At 72.1% G+C, this 20,911-nt stretch carries 1 protein-coding gene; it reads right to left on the bottom strand.

Annotated elements, in window-relative coordinates:
* Positions 1–44 precede the first annotated feature (44 nt).
* Entirely contained in the window at positions 45–20,888 is a 20,844-nt protein-coding gene (locus tag JOF41_RS26880) for a hypothetical protein (RefSeq protein ID WP_209622918.1), read from the bottom strand.
* Positions 20,889–20,911: the final 23 nt, after the last annotated feature.

Genomic DNA, 20,911 nt, shown 5'->3' with positions numbered 1-20,911 from the left:
TCACCAGGGCGTGACGTGTGCCACCCGAGGGGGTGAAGCCCCCCTCAGAACGTCTCGTAGCCGACCACCTGGCGCTGCTCCACCGTGCCGTCCGGGTGCGTGACCGGGGTGATCACCAGCACCGCCCGCAGCCTGATCCGCTGGGTGGCCTGCCCGCTGAACGGCCCCAGCTCGGCGACCGGCCTGCCCGGCTCGTGCAGCTCCACCACGGCGCGCAGCTCGGTGGCGATGAGCCGGGCGGTGAGGTCGCGGGCGTTGCGCCACCCGGCGTCCTCGGCCGCGTCCCGCCCCGGCGTCCAGTGCCGCTGCTCGACCAGGGCGTTGTAGAGGTGCCCGTTGTGCGCGGGCCGCTGCACCGTGTGCCGCGCCACCTCGGTGAGCACGGTGGTCTGGCCCAGCGCGCCCGCCACGACGTTGCCGCGCAGCCCGGCGGGCGTCTGGCCCGCCGCCTGCGCCAGCACGGCGTACAGGCCGTGCTGCGCGGGCTGCGGAACCTGCGGCAGCAGGTCGTAGTAGACGTGGCGCATGGTCTGCTGCGCGGTGCTGAACGGGTCCGACACCGCCACGTTGTGCATGGCGTGCACCTTGTGCGCCGGGTCAACGCCGCCGTAGCCGCCGTTGGTGATCGGCTGCGGCGGGAACGGCGGCAGCGGCGCGGGCTCGGGCTGAGGCTCGGCGTTCTCGTCCACCGGGGGCGGCTTGGGCGCGAACGGCTCGGGCAGCGGCGTGGAGATGGCCACGCTGAGCCCGTTCTTCTCGGGCTCGCCCAGCCCCCGCCGGGTGGCCTCGTCCGGGGTCCACTCCTGCGGCGCGCCGTCGGCGTCCGGACCCCGGTAGGGGCCGGTGAACCCGTTCGCCGGGTCGTTGACGGCCTTGCGGTAGTCGGCGGCGCGTACCCCGTTCTTGTCCTCCCTGGTGTTGAAGACCTGGTTGAGCGGTCCGCCCAGGGTGGTGTGCGACTGCAGCTTGACCGCCTTCGCGCCCGGCTTGACCAGCGGCATCGCCAGCCGGGACAGGTCGGTCTCCACCGCGCCGTCCACGAAGTCCACCAGGAACACCTCGCCGCGCACCGGGTGCTCGACGCGGGCGCCGTCGATGCGGGCCTCCTGCACCAGCTCCTCGTACAGCTCCACCGCGTCCTCGTAGTCCTGCTCCGAGGCGTGCTCGACGCTGTCCGGGTGCGGGGGCAGGAACACCTCGTGGTGGGCGGCCAACTCCTTGGCGTAGAACAGGTTCAGCGACTTGGACAGGGCCACGAACTCCGCGCCCGCGTCGCCGAACCGCACGCCGGGGTCCACCAGCGGCGGCAGCGCGTCGATGAACAGGTTCGGCTCCGGCGTGTACGGCAGCAGCGGGTGCGTGGCGGCCATGTTCTGCCGGGCCGCCATGTCGGCCTGGATCTCGGTGCGGAAGTCCTCGACGAACTGGTCGGAGTTCAGCTTCTCCCTGGCCTTGACCTGCTTGCCCTTGCCGAGCCTGCCCTCCACGCCCTGCCGGAAGGCGTCGGTGTCGCCCACCCGGTAGCCGCCGCCCACCAGCAGCGGGCGGGACGGGTCGGTGCCCATCTCCGGGTCGGAGACGAGCTTGCGCACGTGGGCGAAGATGTGGTCGCCCGACGGCACCGCCCGGCTGCCCGTGTCGAAGTCCATGACGGACACGTACGGGTAGGTCTTCCTGGCCACCATGGACTGCACGGCGAAGCGGTGCGCGTCGCTGTCCAGCGTCCGGTTGCGCATCTCGCCGTGCTTGAAGCCCTTGCTGCCGTGCACCAGCCCCACCAGGGCGATCGGCTCGGACCGGCCCGCCAGCACCGGCTCGGCCAGGGCCAGCGCGGTGTCCACCGCCTGCTGGTCCTTGGCGTTGACGCCGAGCACGAACGCGATCCGGCCGCGCTCGTGCTCGTCCAGCCCGGCCATGACGCTGTCCACGACCGCGTCGAGCTGCCCGAGCTCCTTGGTCGGGACGATCACGCTGACCACGAAGGACAGCGGGTGGTCCTCGCGGATGCTCAGCTCGGTGTGCGCCAGGTAGTTCTCCGGCGTCACCGGGGCCACCGGCACCCCGCCCGGCGGCAGGTCGGCGAACGCCTGGTTGTGCACGCCCTCGTCGGTGCGCACCACCGGGGCCAGGTCGAGGTCGGCCAGCTCGGCGGTGGGCACGTCCAGCTCGTGGCGGGCGCGCTTGGTCGCCGGGCCGGGCTCCCCGTCCGGGTCGGTCGAGTCCACGTCCATGGCGTCGGGCTCGGGGGTGGTGGCCACCTCGTCGTGGGGGCGCTTGGGGGGCGCCTTCGGCAGCGCGGCGTCGGCCTCGAACTCGTAGGCCGAGCCCAGCGCCCGCATCCGGTTCTCCACCAGCCACAGGCTGCGCGGCACGAGCGGGCCCGGCTGGGCGCTCATCGGCCCGGCCGCCGCCACGCGGGTCGCGCCCTCCTCGTGGGTGAACACCGGCCTGGCGCCGGTGCCGTCCACCGCGTCCTCCGCGTACTCGTCGTGCAGGCCGAGGAAGTGGCCGACCTCGTGCGCCAGCCGCGCGGGGTCGGTGTCGGCGGGCCAGTTGAGCTGGTCGGGCCTGCTGCCCGGCTCGGTGATGGTGATCCGCGCGTGGGCGTCCGCCGGGTCCTGGGTGAACTCCACCGTGACGTGGAACTGCTCGCCGCTTGGCAGCCGGTTGCCCCGGTTGAACAGCGCCTCGACCCCCTGGCGGGTGCGCTCCCGCAGGTTGGCGTCGGGGACGTGCAGCTTGACGGTGAAGTCCCTGACCGGGACGCCGTCGACCTCCAGCGCGCGGGTGTCGTAGGCGATCTGGCCGCGCCACGGGTTGAGCCGCACGCCGTCGGGGGTGACGGTGGAGTCGGTCATGACCCCGCTGTCCTCGCCGCGGACCCGGCTGGTGACCGGGGTGTCGGCGCGGGCGGCCCGGATGTCGGCGCTGGAGACCGGGGAGACCGCGTCGAACCACGGCGCGGTGGTCGCGTCGCTGTGCCGCCAGGACGGGTCGTCCAGGACCGGGTGCGGTCCCTGCGGCTCGGGCGAGGTGATCACCGTGTCGGTGACCTTCTCGCCGACCGGGGGCGCGGGCGGCACCCAGCCCTCGGGGCGCTTGAGGTCCCAGTCCACGCGCACGTCGGTGGTCGCGCCACCGGTGTCGCGGACCGTGCCGGTGATCCCCTTGTCCGCCAACGCTCCCGCGACCACCTGCGCGTTCGGGCCGGACACCTCGACCACCGGGGGCAGGTAGCCCATGCGGTCGCGGGTCGCGGTGGTCTCGGCCAGGTCGGTGGCCAGCGAGTCGAGCTGGGCGGCCTGCTCCGGGGTCAGGTCGGCGTTCGGCGCGAGGTCGAACGACCGCTCCGCAGCCGGGGCGGCGACTTCCGGTGACACCTCAGGGGACGTCTCGGGGGACGTCTCGGGGGACGTCTCGGGGGACGTCTCGGGGCTGTCGGTCAGCGCCTCCACCGCCGCCGTCGCGGCGTCGAGCTGGGACCGGGCGGTGGCCAGCTCGGCTTCCAGCGCCCTCGCGGTGGCGTCCCAGGTGGCCTGGGCGTCCGCGTTCCGCGCGTTTTCGAGCTGGGTGCGCGCGGTGTCCAGGCGGGTGCTCACCTCGGCGACCGCCTGGCGACGCGACCGCTCGGCTTCCCGTGCCTTCGCCAGGTCCTCCGCACGGGTCGCCCCGGTGTCCGCGGTCGTGTCCGCGGTCGTGTCCGCGGTCGTGTCCGCGGTCGTGTCCGCGGTCGTGTCCGGTGCAGGCGGGGCGGGCGGTGCGGGCGTGGCGGCGGGCGACGCGTTGAAGCCGTCGACCTGCTCCTCGACCCGCTGCTTGGCCTGCCACCACTCCAGCTGCTTGAGGTCGGCCTCGCGGCGGCGGTCGCCGAGCACCCGCTCGGCCTCGACGACGCGGGCCTCGTGGGCGGCCCGCTCGCGGGTCGCCTCGTCCAGCCGGGCCTGCGCCTCGGCGCGGGCCTCGGCCGCCTCGCGCGCGGACCGCTGCTGGTCGCGCAGGGCGTCCTTGGTGGAGCTCAGCTCGTCGCGCGCGGCGGTCAGGTCCGCCCGCGCCCGGCCGAGGTCGCGCTGCGCCCGGTCGAACTCCGCTCGACCGCGGTCGGCCTCGGCCCTGGCGTCGCGCTGGGTCGCCAGCGCGGTCTCCTGGTCCCGCTGGGCCTCGGCCAGCTCCCTGGCCAGGCCCTCCGAGCCGGGGGTCCGGGCGAGCTTGTCGGTCAGCTCGGCGACGGCGTCCGCCGCGTCGTTGACCTCCCTGGTCGCGTCGACCAGCGCCCACTCGGCGTCCTGCGCCGCGATGTCCAGCTCCGTGACGCGCACGCCCAGCTCGCGGACGGCCTCCTGCGCGGAGGTGATCCGCTCGCCCGCCTCCCGCGCCGCCCGCTCCAGGTCGGCCACCCGGCCCGACGCGGCCTGGTCGGCCTGCACGGCGGTGTCGAGCGCGGCCTGTGCGAGAGTCTGCGCCTCCTTGGCCGCCGCCAGTCGCGGGGCCACGTCGTTGATGACCGCCTGCGCGTCGTGCCGGGCGCTGTCGACGGCCACCTCCGCGTCGCGCCACGCCTTCGCGGCGTCCTTGACCGCGGTCTGCGCCTGGCTCAGCTCCTGGCCGAACTCCCGGCCCAGCACGGCCTCGGCCTCGGGCGCGGGCATCCGCACCGCCGCCGAGGACGGCACGGCCAGGTCCACCACGCCGGTCCGGCCGCCGACCGTGGCGACCACCCGGTACTCCACGTCGAACTCGACCAGGCCGGTGCGGCCCTGCGGCTTGAGGTTGTTGACCTTGTTGTCCGACGCGCCGCCGGACACCGCCTCGGACGCCTCGCCCGCGTGCCGGGCCTCCACGCCGCCGAAGCCCGCGTTCACCGTGGTGGCCGGGTCGGCGTCCTGCTTGACCGCCGCGCTGCCGGTGGCCGCGACCACGGAGAAGTCGCCGGTCTCGCTGACCTTGGCCTCGCCGCTGGTGGTGGTGACCGACGTGCGCGGGTTCTCCAGGTCGACGCCGTCGCTCAGGCCGCCCAGCCGGGGGTTGACCAGCTTGGCGTAGACCTTCACGTCCGCGTCCTGGCCGAAGGTCAGCGCGGCCTCGTGCAGGCCGGGCACCTCCAGCGGGCCGTCGAGCATCCCCGGCAGGTTGGGCTGCAGGCTCTCCGAGCCCAGCGCGGACAGCAGGGTGTGCAGCGAGCCGGTGCCCTTGCCGGTGATGCCCTTGCCCGCGCCCGCCTCGGTCAGCGCGCGCACCGCCGCGTCACGCAGGTCCCCGGCGCCGCGCAGGTTCTCCACCGACGCGGTGGGCGGCAGGGTGGCCGGGTCGCCCGACCCCTGCCACGTCGCCGCGGCCTCGGCCGTGCCGTGCTCGGGGCCGCGCCGGATCGCCGCGGCCATGTAGGGCTGGGGCGTGCCGGTGACCCGCTGGTTGTCCGCGTGCAGCCGCACGCCCATGTCCTTCGGGTCGCTCTTGACCGCGGCGACGACCTCGCTGCCCTTCTCCACCACCAGCTCGAACTGGATCGGCACGGTGTACTTCACCGCCGGGCCGCTGCCCACGTGCACGTGGCCGACCTGGGTCGTGGTGGAGGTGGTGACCGAGCTGTTCCTGGACTGGCCCACGTTCACCGCCGCCGCCGCGCCTGCGGTGCCGGTGACGTTGGGGTTCGCGCTGCCCGGCTGCGCCAGGCCCGGAGCCTTGAGCCCCACGCCGACACCCGTGCCGCGCCCCTGGCTGTCGGTGAGCTTCTCCGCGCCCGTGACGGAGTGCGCCATGACGACGCCGTCGTTGACCGCCTGCGCGAACTGCGGCTCGCCGACCGCGGCCTTCAGGGTGACCTGGAACGAGTCCTTGCCGAAGGTGCCCGGCTGGTGCAGCAGCAGCGGAACGCCGCCGTCCAGCGCGCTGTCGATCATCGACTTCACGCTCGTCGGCGAGGTCAGGTCGACCAGCCGCTGGAGGTTGTTCATCGAGTCCTTGAGCACCGAGTCCGGCACCAGCGGGTCGCCGACGACCTTGCCGGTGCGCCGGTTCAGGTCCGCGACCAGCTTGGACACCTCGGCGGACAGGTCGGGCACCCGCTCGACGGCGCTGAGCCCCAGCGCCCCCGGCTCGCCGGGGGCCAGCGTCCTGGGCGGCGCCATCGTCGGCAACGCGGGCGGCGGCACGTCCGCCGCCACGTCGGGCAGCAGCCCCATCTCGCGCGCCACGTCCTCGCTGACCCGCGCGAACACCGCGTTGGGCAGCTTGACGTCCACGCCCACCGCGTGCGGCGTGCCGCCGTGCACGACGTTGACCGACCGGCTCTCCCCGACCAGCCGCACGTTCGCGTCCAGCTGCACCAGCACGGTGCGCGCCGTGGACGGCGTGGCGGTGGTGCGGTCGACGCTGCCGCTGATCTCGCGCACCCCGCTCCTGGAGTCCGACCAGGGGGTGACCTTGCCGGTGGCCGCGACCCCGCCGGAGCCCTTGGGGTCCGTGTTCGGCTTCACCCCGACGTTGACACCCGCGGTGAGGTCCACCGACCGGCTCACCGACTTGTCCTCCCCGGCCTTGTAGCCGCCGGTGAGGGTGTTCTCGGTGCTGGTGTCGTCGGCGATGCTGACCAGCTTGGCGTCGCCGAACCGGATGGACACGCCGATCGCGCCGGTGCGGTCGGCGACCCGCCGGTCGTAGGTCAGACCGGTCTCCTGCATCCCGGTCTCGGCCAGCTTGCGCAGGTTGGCCTTGATGTTCTCCGGGCTGAACAGGCGGTCGATCTGGTGCCGCGACTCGGTGCCCGGCACGGTCAGCGCCGTGTCACCGCCCGCCGCGGCGTTGAGCACCTTGATGGCCTCGTCGCGCAGCGCCGTGGTGTTGGCCACCGCCTCCACGTGCAGCAGCTCCGGCGCCTTCGGGCGCGGCGTGCCGGGGTTGAGCAGCTGGTGCACGGTCGGGGCCTCGGCCAGCGGGGTGACCTGCGGCTCGCCCGGCTTGAACGCCGACGGGTCCACGGTCAGCGCGGAGCTGTCCGACACCCACAGGTTCACCTTGCCGCTGATCGGCGGCAACGCCTGCGGGGCGCCGGGGTCGCCGGTGCGCGCGACGACCTGCGGCCTCGGCGCCTGGGCTCCCGGCAGACCGGGGGTGACCCGCTGCACCCAGTTGCGCGGCCGGGTGAACGTGGTGATCTCCACCTCGAACTCGACGTCGTGCTGGAACACCTGCGCGTTCGGGCTGCCCGCGTTGAGCGAGGTGCTGTTCACCGCCGGACCCGCGGCGTTCTTGGTCGACCACGAGTGGTTGTACTTCGCGCCCACCTGGGGCGCGGAGGACACCGCGGCCAGGGAGGTCTTGGCGGGCACCGAGACCTTGCCCTCGACACCGCCGCTCCAACCCTTGGTGGTGGTCGTGGAGCTGTCCAGCTTCGGACCGCTGGAGGACGAACCGCGCACGTTGCGCGCGTCGGCCTGGCCCAGGTGGGTGCCCTGGCCCAGCTTCGCCTTCACGGTGATGTTGACGTAGGTGTTGGTCGTGGTGCCGGAGTTCTTCAACCGCACCTGGACACCCGGCCCCACCAGGCTGTCCATGCTGGCCCTGAGCGCGGTCGGCGACAGCTGCGCCAGCTCGCGCTGGTTGGCCAGCCGCTCGGCCACGTCGGCGAAGTCCTGGCCCTTGCCCCGGCGCGGGTCCGCGGTCGGGTTGTTCCAGTCGGGCAGGAACTCCTCGAAACCGGGCACCTTCTTCAGCGCCGCCTCGACCTGCGCCTGCACCTGGTTGGCCGGGGCGAACTCGCCGACCTTGGCGTTGCCCGCGGCCAGCGCGGCGTCCAGGTAGGGCGGCTCGAACCGGGTGCCCGCGGTGCCGGGCTTGACGAGGTCGGTCGACGTGCCCGGCGGCACCGGCAGGCCCAGGGCGGCGGCCTCGGGCAGCCCCATCCGCAGGTAGGTGGTGACCGGCACGGTGATCGGGTCGCCGCTGGGCGTGCGCACCCGGAGGTCGGCGGTCACCTTGTACAGGCCGGTGTCGCCCCCGACCTGGATGCCGGTGCGGTTGCTGGTGTTGGTGCCCGCGGAGGCGCTCTCCGCCGTGCGCGCCGAGTAGCCCGCCGTCACCCCCACCGTGCCGCCGACCGCGCCGGGCACCCCCGCGTTGCCGCCGACCCCGGCGCCCGCGTCGAAACCGGTCTTGGTGGTGGCGGTGACGCCGGTGCTGCCGGAGTTGGTCTCGTGCAGCTGCAACTGGGCCGAGCCGTGCGTGCCGACCAGTTCGGCGGTGCGCAGCGTCGCCGTCATCTGCACCGCGCCGCCCTTGCTCGCGTGCGGGCTGACCAGGTCCGGCGAGGTCACCCAGCCGTTGAGCATCGCGCCGAGGTTGTCGCGGATCGTGGTGGGGCTGAGGAAGTCCTGCAGCGCCGCCCGACCCGGCGCGCCGATCTTGGTGATCGACGGGTGCAGCCGGGAGGCCACCTCGGTGAACGCCTGGCGGGTGTCGACGTCGGTGACCGCCTCCGGCACCGGGTGCTCCAGCTTCGCGCCGATCGCGGGGTCGGTCAGCGTCACCGGGCCGGTGCCGGTGCCGGTGCCGGAGGTGGCGATCGTGCCGAGGTCGTCGGGGATGCGGAGGGTCACGCCGCCGCTGGTGCTGACCGCCTGCGGGACGTTGCCGCTCGCGTCGGTGAGGGTGATCTGGAAGTTCACCGGCACCTGCGCCTGGACCGACCCGTCGCCGGACCTGATGGCGCGCTGGTCCGCGGTGGACGTGGACGTGGTGACCGTCGCCGCCGGGGTGGCCAGCTGCGCCTTGCCGCTCGCCGACCCGTACGGGCCGACCGCGGTGCCCGCGGTGACCGCGCCGCCGATGTCGTTGGCGGTGGCGACGGTGGTCGCGGTGGCGGTGGTCGTGCCGCTGACCGCGGCCATGTCCAGCTTGACCTTGGTGCTCGGCGTGGTGATCGCGGCGTCCGGGTCGGCGGGCGGCAGCATGGTGGCCTGGACGTTGGCCTCGAACCACTTGCCGTCGATCTGGACCTGGAAGTTGCGGCCGCTGCCCAGGAACGACTCGAAGTCGTCGCGCAGCGCGCTGTCGATCGCCGCCGCGTCGCCCGGCTTGAGGCCGGTGATCGCGCCGGTGACGTTGTCCACGCCCTGCACGTCGGTGGGCGCGATGGTGCCCAGCGCCTGGTTGGACTGGAAGAAGTCCGGCAGGGCGCGGGTGGCCAGCACCGGGGCCGGGTCCGGGTTGGCCACCGGGGCCAGCGGGATGACCGGGTTCGGCGTGCGGCGGAACGGGTTGCGCAGCGGCGCGTTCGGCGCCTGCGCGTCGCCGTTCGCACCCGTCGTGTCGGGTGCCACGTCCGGTGCCACGTCGGTCGTCACGTCGACCGGAGCCGTGTTGAACGACTCCAGCGCGTGCATCCGGTTCTCCACCAGCCACAGGTTGCGCGGCAGGACGCCGGTGCCCTGCGCGTCGAAGCCCTGCGTCATCGGGCCGTCGTCGTTGACGACGCGGCCCTGGCCGTCCTTGTGGTTGAAGATCGGCTTGACGTCGCCCGCTTCCAGGTACTCGTCGTGCAGGCCCAGGAAGTGGCCGACCTCGTGGCCCAGCACCGCCGGGTCGGAGTCCACCGGCCAGTGCAGCTGGTTGGCCCGCCCGTCGGGCGCGGTGACGGCGATGGTGCCGTGCGCGTCCTTCGGGTCGTTGGTGAACTCCACCGTGACGTGGAACTGCTCGCCGCTGGGCAGCCGGTTGCCCTGGTTGAAGAAGGCGTCCACACCCTGGCGGGTGCGCTCCTGGAGGCCGGCGACCTGGTCGGGCGTGGCGTTGCCGTTGGGGTCGAGGAAGACCTTGACGGTGAAGTCCCGCACGGGCGTGCCGTTGACGTCGAGCACGCGGGTGTCGTAGGCGACGGTGCCGCGCCACGGCTGCATGGCGATGCCGTCGGGGCCGACGGTCGTGGTGTTCAGGACACCGGCGTCCTCACCGCGGACGGTGCTGGTGACCGGGGTGTTCGCCCGCGCCTCGCGGATGTCCGCCTCCGGCGCCGCGCCGGGCTGCGCGTCGAACCACGGCGCGGTGGTGGCGGTGCTGTGCCGCCAGGACGGGTCGTCCAGGACCGGGTGCGGTCCCTGTGGCTCGGGCGAGGTGATGACGGTGTCGGTGACCTTCTCGCCGACCGGCGCCTCGGGCGGGGTCCAGCCCTCGGGGCGCTTGAGGTCGTAGTCCACGCGCACGTCGGTGGTCGCGCCACCGGTGTCGCGGACCGTGCTGGCGATCCCCTTGTCCGCCAGCGCTTCCGCGACCACCTGCGCGTTCGGGCCGGACACCTCGACCACGGCGGGCCGGTAGCCGGTGCGGTCGCGCATCGCGTTGGTCTCGGCCACGTCGGCGGCCAGCGAGTCGAGCTGGGCGGTGTGCTCCGGCCCCAGCGGCGCGCCCGGCGGCAGGTCGAACGACCGCTCCGGGGCGGGACCGCGGGCGCTCCGCTCGGCAGGCGTGACGGACGGCGCGGACGGCGCGCCGCGGGTGCCGGGCGCGTTCGGCGGGGCGGCCTCGGGCGTGGTCGGCCGCGACGGGTCCGCCTGCCGGGACCGCTCCGCGTCGGCCTGGGCGGTGTCCTGCGCCGGGGTGTTCTGCGCCGGGGTGTCCTGCGCCGAGGCGGGACGCGGGACACCCAGGTCGTCGGCCTGCTTCTGGGCGTCGACCTCCCCGATCCGGTCGCGGTGCGCGGTGATCGTGTCCGGGTCGGCGAACATGGCGCGCAGCTGCTCGATCTTCTGCGCGGAGTCGCCGGTGTACTCGAAGTGGCGGCCGTCCTCGGTGCGCTTGATGCCGTTCTCGTCCGCGACGAAGCGGTCGGTGAACGCCTTCGGACCGGGCTTGGTCTCGCCGTCGACGTTGGTGAACGTGCTGTGCGTGGTGTAGGACGAGAAGTCCGCCTGGTAGTACTGGTGGAACTCGTCGAACAGCTTCTTGGCGTTCTCCGGCTTCGGCGGGCCCGAGTAGTTCGGGTCCGGGTCGCCGACCCGCGCCGCCAGGTCGTGGATGAACTTGAACGTCTCGTCCACGGACATCTTGCCGCGCAGGTAGAACCCGAACGGGTCGGAGTCCACGATGGCCTTGGCGGCGGTGAACTCCCGCTGGTCCGGCCACAGCCCCTGGTAGCGGTCCATCATCTGCACCGCGAGCTTGTGCTCCGGCTCGCGGTCGTGCTGGCCCTGCCCGTCGCCGAACTGGTTCTTGGCGTTGTTCTTCTCGATGTCGTGGAACAGGATCGCCTTGGCCAGCGCGTCGGTGGAGATGAACCGGGCGTCAGGGTCCTCGCCCTTGGTCAGGTCCAGGTACTGGCCCAGCACCATCTGCGCGTGCTCGTAGAAGGTGTACCCGTCCGCGGAGCCGGGCTTGCGGTACGGCTCCAGCTGCGGCTTGGTGGCCACCTCGTCGAACTTCGGCTTCAGCTCGGGGAACTTCTCGATGAGCTGGTCCACCACCGGCTTGGCGTCCGGCTTGCCGTCCGCGTTCACCGCGTCCTGGATCGTCACGCTCAGCGCGTCACCGGCCTCGCGCTGCCGCTGGTGCTGCGCCGGGGCCTCGGACTTCCACTGGTCGTAGGCGTTGAGGAACGGCCCGTCCTCCTGCGGGCGGGTGTTGAAGTCCACCGCGATCCGGTCGGAGTCCGCCGCGATCAGCGCGCCGATCTCGGCCTGAGTGGCGATCTCCGGCACGTTCGCCATGAACGCCTCGACGTCGGCCGGGTCGACCTCCGCGAAGGTGAACCCGGCCAGCGCCTGCTGCGACTGGGCGGTCGCCTCGGCGGCCACCGCGTCCGCGATCGAGTCGCGGAAGGCGGGGTCCGCCAGCGCGAGCGCCGGGTCCTGCCGCAGGCTCGCCGCGATGTCCGCCGACAGCTTGGGCAGCACGTCGCCAGCCACCGTGGCCTTCAACGCGTCCGGCGCGGTGTTCACCAGGTCCTTGCCGGTGAACGAGCCCAGCGCCTGGTCCACCACGGGACCGAGCACCTTCTGCTGCGCGACCTCGCTGAGCGCCTTCGGGTCGATCGCCACCTGCACGTCCGACGGGAGCTGGCCCCGCAGCCGTTCGGCGACCAGCCGCTGGAACTCGGCCTTGCGCTCGCCGCTGAACCAGCCCGCGTTCTTGCCCCGGCCGCCGGACAGGTCCTCCAGCTTGCCGATGTCGCCGAACTCGGCCTTGATCGCGTCTTCGGCCTTCTGCCTCAGGTCGCCGGCCACGGTCTGCCTGCTGGGACCGTCGAGCAGCTTCAGCCCGTCGCTGTTCGCGACCTGGTTGACGAAGGAGTCCACCAGCGGGGTGACCACCGCGTCGTCGAACGAGGTCTTGGTCTTCTTGGTCTTGAAACCGTCGTTCACGGCGGCGGTGAACTCGGCCGCCGTCTTGGGCACCTTGCCGCCGTTGGCGCCCCTGATGTTCTTGTCCACGTCGCGCAGCGCCGAGCTCAGCGAGTCCGGCACGACGGTGGAGTCCACCGCGTCCCTGAGCGCCTGCGGGTCCACGCCAGGCGGGGTCACGGTGCTCAGCTTCGCGTCCAGCACGCCCGGTGCGGTCGACAGCACCTCGGTGGTGATCTTGCCGACGTTGACCGACGGCGGGCCCACCGAGTTGAGGAACTGGTTGAGCCGCTCGTAGCGGGCAGGGAAGCTGGTGTCGCGCGGCGGCGCGGGCGCGCGGCCCGGCGCGGTCTCCGCGTCCGGCTCGACCAGCGCGTTGGGCGTGCGGTCAGCCGGGTCCTGCTTGGACTGCTCCCACGTGACGTAGTGCTCGCGCAGGTTCGTGGCGATCTCGTGCAGCTGCTGGGGGTTGTTGTTGAAGCCGTCGAACTGCCAGTTGCCCGAGGCGTCCTTCTTCCAGGAGAACCACGGGTCGTTCTCCTTGCCCAGGGCGTCGGTCTGGAAGTCCGGACCCATGCCCAGCCGCTCGTAGAGCTTGGCGACCGGCTCCACCCGGCCCGCCGCGTCCGAGTGCGCGAACGGCACCGCCGGGTCGGGCGCGTAGGTCACCAGCGACCCCGGCGTGGCGTTCTCGATCAGGTCCGCCAGGTGCTGGCCGCCGATGCCGAACTGGTTGGTGTCACCGCGCTGGTCGACGTTGTACGTGTTCTCCTGCGCGGACACGTTCGGCCCGTGCTCGACCGTGGCCCCGGAGGTGATCCGGTCGAAGGTCTCCAGCGGCACCAGGAACGAGCGCAGCACCGGGCGCTTGAGGTCCGGGCTGTTCGGGCCGACCGGCTTGCCGCCGTCGGTGTGCTGGTACTTGGCCAGCCACTGGATGGCGCGCTGCGGACGCCCACCGCCCGCCCACAGCTGGGCGTTGTTGCCGGTGGAGATGCTCAGCTTGCCGCTGTTCGGGTCCGGGTCCTGCTGGATGTCCTTGAACGGCGAGGTCGGGTTGCCGTCGGCGTCGGGCGTGAACGTGGCCGGGTTGACCACCGCGGTGTAGATCCGCACGTGGTGCTGCCCGGCGATCGTCTCGACCTCGTACTCGCCGCGGTGGACCGTGTACTTGTTGTTGCCGTTGCTGACCGTCGTCGGACCGGGGTAGGCCACGCCCGGCCGTCCGATGTGGACCTCTTCCTTGGTCCCGTCGTAGCGCGGGCCGTCCGGGGTGTCGCGCTGGACCACGTGCACCGGCGCGCCGGTGATCGGGCCGTGCGAGGTGAACTGCCCGTCCGGGCCGAGCACGTGCACCCGGATGCCCGAGGCGTTGGCGATGTCGGCGATCGAGGGATCGGGCGTGCCCGGCACCTGCGGCGTGATCGACGGATCGGTGGCGGTGATCGCGTTGACCAGGCTGTCGGTCGGCGTCGCGCCGGGAACCTGGACGGGGACGACGCCGTGCACGTCCAGCATGCCCTGCTGCGCGTCGGTGACCGTCCTCGGCTGCTGCGCCGGACGGCTCGGCCGGGGCGCGTTGGGCAGCTGCGGCGCCGCCTGGACGGGCACGACCACGACCGGCTGGACATCGGGTTCCGCCGAGCGGGTGCGGGGGACCTCCGCCGCAGGCGGCTGGGCACCCGGCGGCTGGACGGCGGGCGGCTGCGGGGCGACCGTCGCCGTGGGACCAGCGGGCGGCGGCACCGGCGCGACCGACGGCGTCTTGGCCGCAGGCGGGTTGACCGCCGGACTGCCAGCGGACGGGGTGTTGACCGCCGGACTGCCAGCGGACGGGGTGTTGACCGGCGGGGTGTTGACCGGCGGGGTGTTGACCGGCGGGGTGTTGACCGGCGGCGTGTTCGCGGTCGGGTTGTTGACCGGTGCCGGGGTCGGGTTGGGCATGCTGGCCGCAGGCGCGTTGACCGGCGGCGCGCTCGTGCCAGGGGCGTTGACCGGCGCGGGCTGGGCGCCGACCGGGTCCGGGCTCTGGACGTTCCCGGCAGGCGGTGCGCTCGGCGGGGGCGACGCCGGGGGCGGCGCGTCGACCAGCGAGGTGTTCGTGTCCGAGGCGTTGGCCGCCGGAGTTTCCACCGCAGGCGTGCCAGCAGCGGGCGGCGGGACGTCGGCAGGCGGCGTGTTCACCGCCGGAGTGCTCACGGGCGGAGTGCTCACGGGCGGAGCGCTGGTGACAGGAGTGTCCGCAGGAGGAGCGCTGACCTGCGGGTCGTTCGCCACCGGGCTGTCCACGCCGCGATCACTGGTGAGGGCGGGCGGCTGCACGTCCGGCGTCGGCGTGGTGTCGAGGCCGGGTTTGGTGTAGAGGACGGTCCGTTCGCCGGTGTGGGGGTTGACCTCGATGACGCGGTCGACGTTGGGGTTGGCTTGGAGTGCGGGAAATTCCTTGGTGTCGAAGACGTTGCCTTCGCGGCGGTTGACCCCAAGCGCGACGTAGACGTCGCCGCTGGCGTTTTCGGCGAAGAATTGGGATGCGTTTTCCCAGATGCGTTGTGATTCGGGGTCGCGCATGGTGAACGTGGGCATTTCCACGTTCGCGTCGTCGAGTCGGTCTTCGAGGGTGGTGCCTGCGTTGCCGAATGCTTCCCATCCGGCGATGTTCATGATGGTGTGGTTCTTGTTGTCGAAGCCGACGAAGTTGCCCGACCAGAACCACGCGCCGTCGGTCTTGGTGTCGAGTAGTGCCTTGAACTCCGCGTCGGTCAGCGTCGCGGGATTCACGATCGGGTCGGAATCCACGTCGGCGTCGTAGCCGGGGTCGGTCTCGCCCATGGTGCTCGGGTCCGGCTGCACGTCCGGGACTACATACGGCTCGGGCTTTGGCGCGGGAGACGGCGCTGGGTCGTCGAAGTCGAAGTCCGAGTCGTAATCGGAGTCAGAGTCGTAGTCGGAATCCGAGTCCGAGTCGACCTCGTAGCCCGCGTCCTCGTCGGGCAGGTTCATCCACGAAGGCTTGGCGTCCCTCGGCGTGTCGGCCGCAGGGGTGTCCGTCGCGGGCGCGGAGCTGTCCACACTGCGATCGCTGATAGGTCCGGTCGACGGGTTCGCAGGTGGCGGGGTACTGGAAGACGACTGGTCCGGCGTCGCGCCGCGCGTGCCATCCGGGGCCGGGGACTGAACATCCGGTGCGGGAGCGGGTGTGGTGTCGAGGCCGGGTTTGGTGTAGAGGACGGTGCGTTCGCCGGTGTGGGGGTTGACTTCGATGACGCGGTCGACGTTGGGGTTGGCTTGGAGTGCGGGGAATTCTTTGGTGTCGAAGACGTTGCCTTCGCGGCGGTTGACGCCGAGGGCGACGTAGACGTCGCCGCTGGCGTTTTCGGCGAAGAATTGGGATGCGTTTTCCCAGATGCGTTGTGATTCGGGGTCGCGCATGGTGAACGTGGGCATTTCCACGTTCGCGTCGTCGAGTCGGTCTTCGAGGGTGGTGCCTGCGTTGCCGAATGCTTCCCATCCGGCGATGTTCATGATGGTGTGGTTCTTGTTGTCGAAGCCGACGAAGTTGCCCGACCAGAACCACGCGCCGTCGGTCTTGGTGTCCAACAGTGCCTTGAACTCCGCGTCGGTCAGCGTGGCCGGATTCACGATCGGGTCGGAGTCGACATCGGCGTCGTAGCCGGGGTCGGTCTCACCCATCGTCGTGGGGTCCGGCTGCACGTCCGGGACCACGTAGGGCTCGGGCTTCGGCGCGGGTGAGGGTGCCGGGTCGTCGAAGTCGAAGTCCGAGTCGTAATCGGAGTCAGAGTCGTAGTCGGAATCCGAGTCCGAGTCGACCTCGTAGCCCGCGTCCTCGTCGGGCAGGTTCATCCACGAAGGCTTGGAATCCTTCGGCGCGTCGGCGGAGCGCGTATCGACGGCGGGCTTGTCCGTCGGAGCTGCGTTGGTTGGAGGCGTGTTGGCCGAAGGCGGAGTGTCCGGGCCGCGATTGCTGGTCGGCGCAGCCGTGTCCGGGGACGGGGTGTTCGCAGGCGGCGGAGTGTTGGTGGGGGATTGGTTCGGCGTCGCACCACGCTCGCTGCTCGGGGGCGGAGTGGTGTCCGAGGCGGGGATCGTGTCGGAGGCCGGAGTGGTATCGGGCGTGGTGTCGAGGCCGGGTTTGGTGTAGAGGACGGTGCGTTCGCCGGTGTGGGGGTTGACCTCGATGACGCGGTCGACGTTGGGGTTGGCTTGGAGTGCGGGGAATTCCTTGGTGTCGAAGACGTTGCCTTCGCGGCGGTTGACCCCAAGCGCGACGTAGACGTCGCCGCTGGCGTTTTCGGCGAAGAATTGGGATGCGTTTTCCCAGATGCGTTGTGATTCGGGGTCGCGCATGGTGAACGTGGGCATTTCCACGTTCGCGTCGTCGAGTCGGTCCTCCAGCGTGGTGCCTGCGTTGCCGAATGCTTCCCATCCGGCGATGTTCATGATGGTGTGGTTCTTGTTGTCGAAGCCGACGAAGTTGCCCGACCAGAACCACGCGCCGTCGGTCTTGGTGTCGAGCAGTGCCTTGAACTCGGCATCGGTCAGCGTCGCGGGGTTGACGATCGGGTCGGAGTCGACATCGGCGTCGTAGCCGGGGTCGGTCTCACCCATCGTCGTGGGGTCCGGCTGCACGTCCGGGACCACGTAGGGCTCGGGCTTCGGCGCGGGTGAGGGTGCCGGGTCGTCGAAGTCGAAGTCCGAGTCGTAATCGGAATCCGAGTCATAGTCCGAGTCGGAGTCGGAGTCGACTTCGTAGCCCGCGTCCTCGTCGGGCAGGTTCATCCACGAAGGCTTGGAATCCTTCGGTGCGTCCGTCGTGGGGGCGGAGTTGTCCACGCCGCGGTCGCTGGTGGGGCCAGTCGAGGTGTCCGCCGGGGGCGGGGTGCTGGTGGACGGCTGGTCCGGCGTCACACTGCGATCGCTGGTGGGCGGGGCCGTGTCCGGCGTCGGTGTGGTGTCGAGGCCGGGTTTGGTGTAGAGGACGGTGCGTTCGCCGGTGTGGGGGTTGACCTCGATGACGCGGTCGACGTTGGGGTTGGCTTGGAGTGCGGGAAATTCCTTGGTGTCGAAGACGTTGCCTTCGCGGCGGTTGACCCCAAGCGCGACGTAGACGTCGCCGCTGGCGTTTTCGGCGAAGAATTGGGATGCGTTTTCCCAGATGCGTTGTGATTCGGGGTCGCGCATGGTGAACGTGGGCATTTCCACGTTCGCGTCGTCGAGTCGGTCCTCCAGCGTGGTGCCCGCGTTGCCGAATGCTTCCCATCCGGCGATGTTCATGATGGTGTGGTTCTTGTTGTCGAAGCCGACGAAGTTACCGGACCAGAACCACGCGCCATCGGTCTTGGTGTCCAACAGTGCCTTGAACTCTGCGTCGGTCAGCGTGGCCGGATTCACGATCGGGTCGGAGTCGACATCGGCGTCGTAGCCGGGGTCGGTCTCACCCATCGTCGTGGGGTCCGGCTGCACGTCCGGAACCACATACGGTTCGGGCTTCGGCGCGGGTGAGGGTGCCGGGTCGTCGAAGTCGAAGTCCGAGTCGTAATCGGAATCCGAGTCGTAGTCCGAGTCGGAGTCGGAGTCGACCTCGTAGCCCGCGTCCTCGTCGGGCAGGTTCATCCACGAAGGCTTCGAATCCTTCGGCGCGTCGGACGACGGCGGCTGCGAGGCAGGGGTTTCGACCTTCGGGCCGCCCTTGTTGTCCGCAGCCGGAGGCGTGGTGCCCGCCGGCGGTTGGGTGCTCGGCGCAGGAGCGTTGGGTGAAGGCGTGCCGGGAGTGGGCGTGCTGGGGGACGGCACGCCTGCGGGCGGCACGTTCACGCCGCCACGGCTGCCAGGAGGCGTGGTCGACGGGGTGGCGCCGGGCTTGTCGGGGCCGGCGGGTGGTGCCTTGGTGATGGTGCCGTCGCCCGCGACGGGCTTGGGGGTGTCGAAGACGCCCTTGGGGGTGCTGGGCTGGTTGAACTTGGTGCTGCGGTCACCCTCTGGGGACGGCGGGGTAGCTCCGGCGGCAGGGGGCATCCCGCCTGCTGCGGGCGGGGTGATGCCTGCTGCGGGAGCCACCGGCGTGCCCGGCTTGACCGTGGACGGCGGAGGCGTCGCGGTTGACGGCGGAGGGGTGGCAGCCGACGGCGGGGGCGTAGTAGCCGACGGCGGGGGCGTAGTAGCCGATGGCGGAGGTGTAGCGGTTGATGGCGGAGGTGCGGTGGGCGTGCTGGGGACACCGGGGACGGGCGGCATGGCGCCGGGTTTGATCGGCGTGGCCGATGCTCCGCCGGGCTTGTCGGGGCCGGCGGGTGGTGCCTTGGTGATGGTGCCGTCGCCCGCGACGGGTTTGGGGGTGTCGAAGACGCCCTTGGGGGTGCTGGGCTGGTTGAACTTGGTGCTGCGGTCGCTGCCTGCGGGGGGTGGGGTGGCTCCGGCTGCGGGCGGCACGCCGCCTGCCATGGGCGGAGTGGTTCCCATTCCCGGCGGGACGGGCGTGCCCGGCCTGGCCGTGGGGGCGCTCGACGGCGAGGACGCGCCGCTCGACGGTGGAACCGCGCCGGTGGACGGCGGAGGCGTCGTGGTCGACGGCGGAACTGCGCCGGTGGGCGGCGGGGTCGCGGTGGAAGTGGACGGCATGCCGGGGATCGGCGGCATGGCGCCGGGTTTGATCGGCGTGGCCGATGCTCCGCCGGGCTTGTCGGGGCCGGCGGGTGGTGCCTTGGTGATGGTGCCGTCGCCCGCGACGGGTTTGGGGGTGTCGAAGACGCCCTTGGGGGTGCTGGGCTGGTTGAACTTGGTGCTGCGGTCGCTGCCTGCGGGGGGTGGGGTGGCTCCGGCTGCGGGCGGCACGCCGCCTGCCATGGGCGGAGTGGTTCCCATTCCCGGCGCGACGGGCGCGCCCGGCCTGGCCGTGGGGGCGCTCGACGGCGAGGACGCGCCGCTCGACGGCGGAACCGCGCCGGTGGACGGCGGAGGCGTCGTGGTGGGGATGGACGACATGCCGGGAATCGGCGGCATGGCACCGGGCTTGATCGGCGTGGCCGACGCACCGCCGGACGGTGCCTTGCTGATGGTGCCGTCACCAGCCGCCGGCTTGGGGGTGTCGAAGACGCCCTTGGGGGTGCTGGGCTGGTTGAACTTGGTGCTGCGGTCACTACCGCCCGCCGCACCGGGCGCACCCGCCGCGGGCGGCATGGCAGCGGGCGGCGTCATGGGCGGCATCGCGCCGGGCTTGGGCGTCGACGGCGTGGACACCGGCGGCATACCGCCGGTCGGCACCGTCGTCGAGGTCCGGGGACCACCGCCGGGCGGCGTGGTGGAGCCGGGTGGGACGGACATGTTGGGCAGCGGGGGCATGCTGCCCTTGGGGATGTTGACCGATCCCGCGCCGCCCTTGGGGGTGTTGATGGGGCTGACGTTGGGGCCGCCTGGGGTCTTGCCGCCGCCGGGGGTGGTGGTGCCGGTGCCGCCCTTGGGGACGGTGGAGCCGGGTGGGACGGACATGTTGGGCAGCGGGGGCATGCTGCCCTTGGGGATGTTGACCGATCCCGCGCCGCCCTTGGGGGTGTTGATGGGGCTGACGTTGGGGCCGCCCGGGGTCTTGCCGCCGCCGGGGGTGGTGGTGCCGGTGCCGCCCTTGGGGACGGTGGAGCCGGGTGGGACGGACATGTTGGGCAGCGGGGGCATGCTGCCCTTGGGGATGTTGACCGATCCCGCGCCGCCCTTGGGGGTGTTGATGGGGCTGACGTTGGGGCCGCCTGGAGTCTTACCGCCGCCGGGGATGGTGGTGCCCGCGCCGCCCTTGGGGGTGTTGATGGGACCGACGTTGGGGCCGCCCGGAGTTTTACCGCCGCCGGGGATGGTGGTGCCCGCGCCGCCCTTGGGGGTGTTGATAGGGCTGACGTTGGGGCCGCCGGGGGTCTTGCCGCCGCCGGGGACGTTCGGCCCGCCACCCTTCGGCGTGGTCACCTGCGAGACGTTGGGCCCGGCGGGGCCCTTGGCACCAGTGGGGTTGGGCCCGGTGCCGCCGTTGATCTGGTTGATCGGCGTGACGTTCGACCCGCTGGTGGTCGAGTTCTTGATCTGGCCGCCCGCCGCCCCCGGCGGCTTCACCGCGCCCGAGTCGGGGTTGATCTTCTGGAACTGGTCCCGGTTGAACTGGTCGAGCTGGACGTGCGTCTGCTGGGTGGCCTTCAGCCCCGCCTGCACGTTGCCCATCGCGGTCGACGCCTTGTTGGCCTGCTCGACCGACTTGGCGTTGGAGTTGTTCAGGGCGGGCACCGCGACCAGGCCGATCGGGCCGAGGGCGTTGGGGGCCAGCTGGAGCCCGGTCAGCTTGGACGAGATCGCGGCCAGGCGGGACTGCAGGTCGCCCGCCTTGTTCTGCAGGTTCTCCATGGAGGACCCGCTCATGGAGAACCCCGAGTTGCCGGTGGGCCCACTCGGCGCGGACGGCGTGGACGGCGTCGACGTCGAGGGGGTGCCCGAGGGGTTCGCGTTCGGGGACGGGTTGCCCGACGGGGTCGGGTTCGGGTCGGAGTTGCCGCCACCGAAGCGTGCCATGAGCGAGTCTCTCCAGTGCTGCT

This window comes from Saccharothrix coeruleofusca, assembly GCF_017876325.1.
GTDB lineage: Bacteria > Actinomycetota > Actinomycetes > Mycobacteriales > Pseudonocardiaceae > Actinosynnema > Actinosynnema coeruleofuscum.
This window is presented reverse-complemented; position numbering and strand designations above follow the sequence as displayed.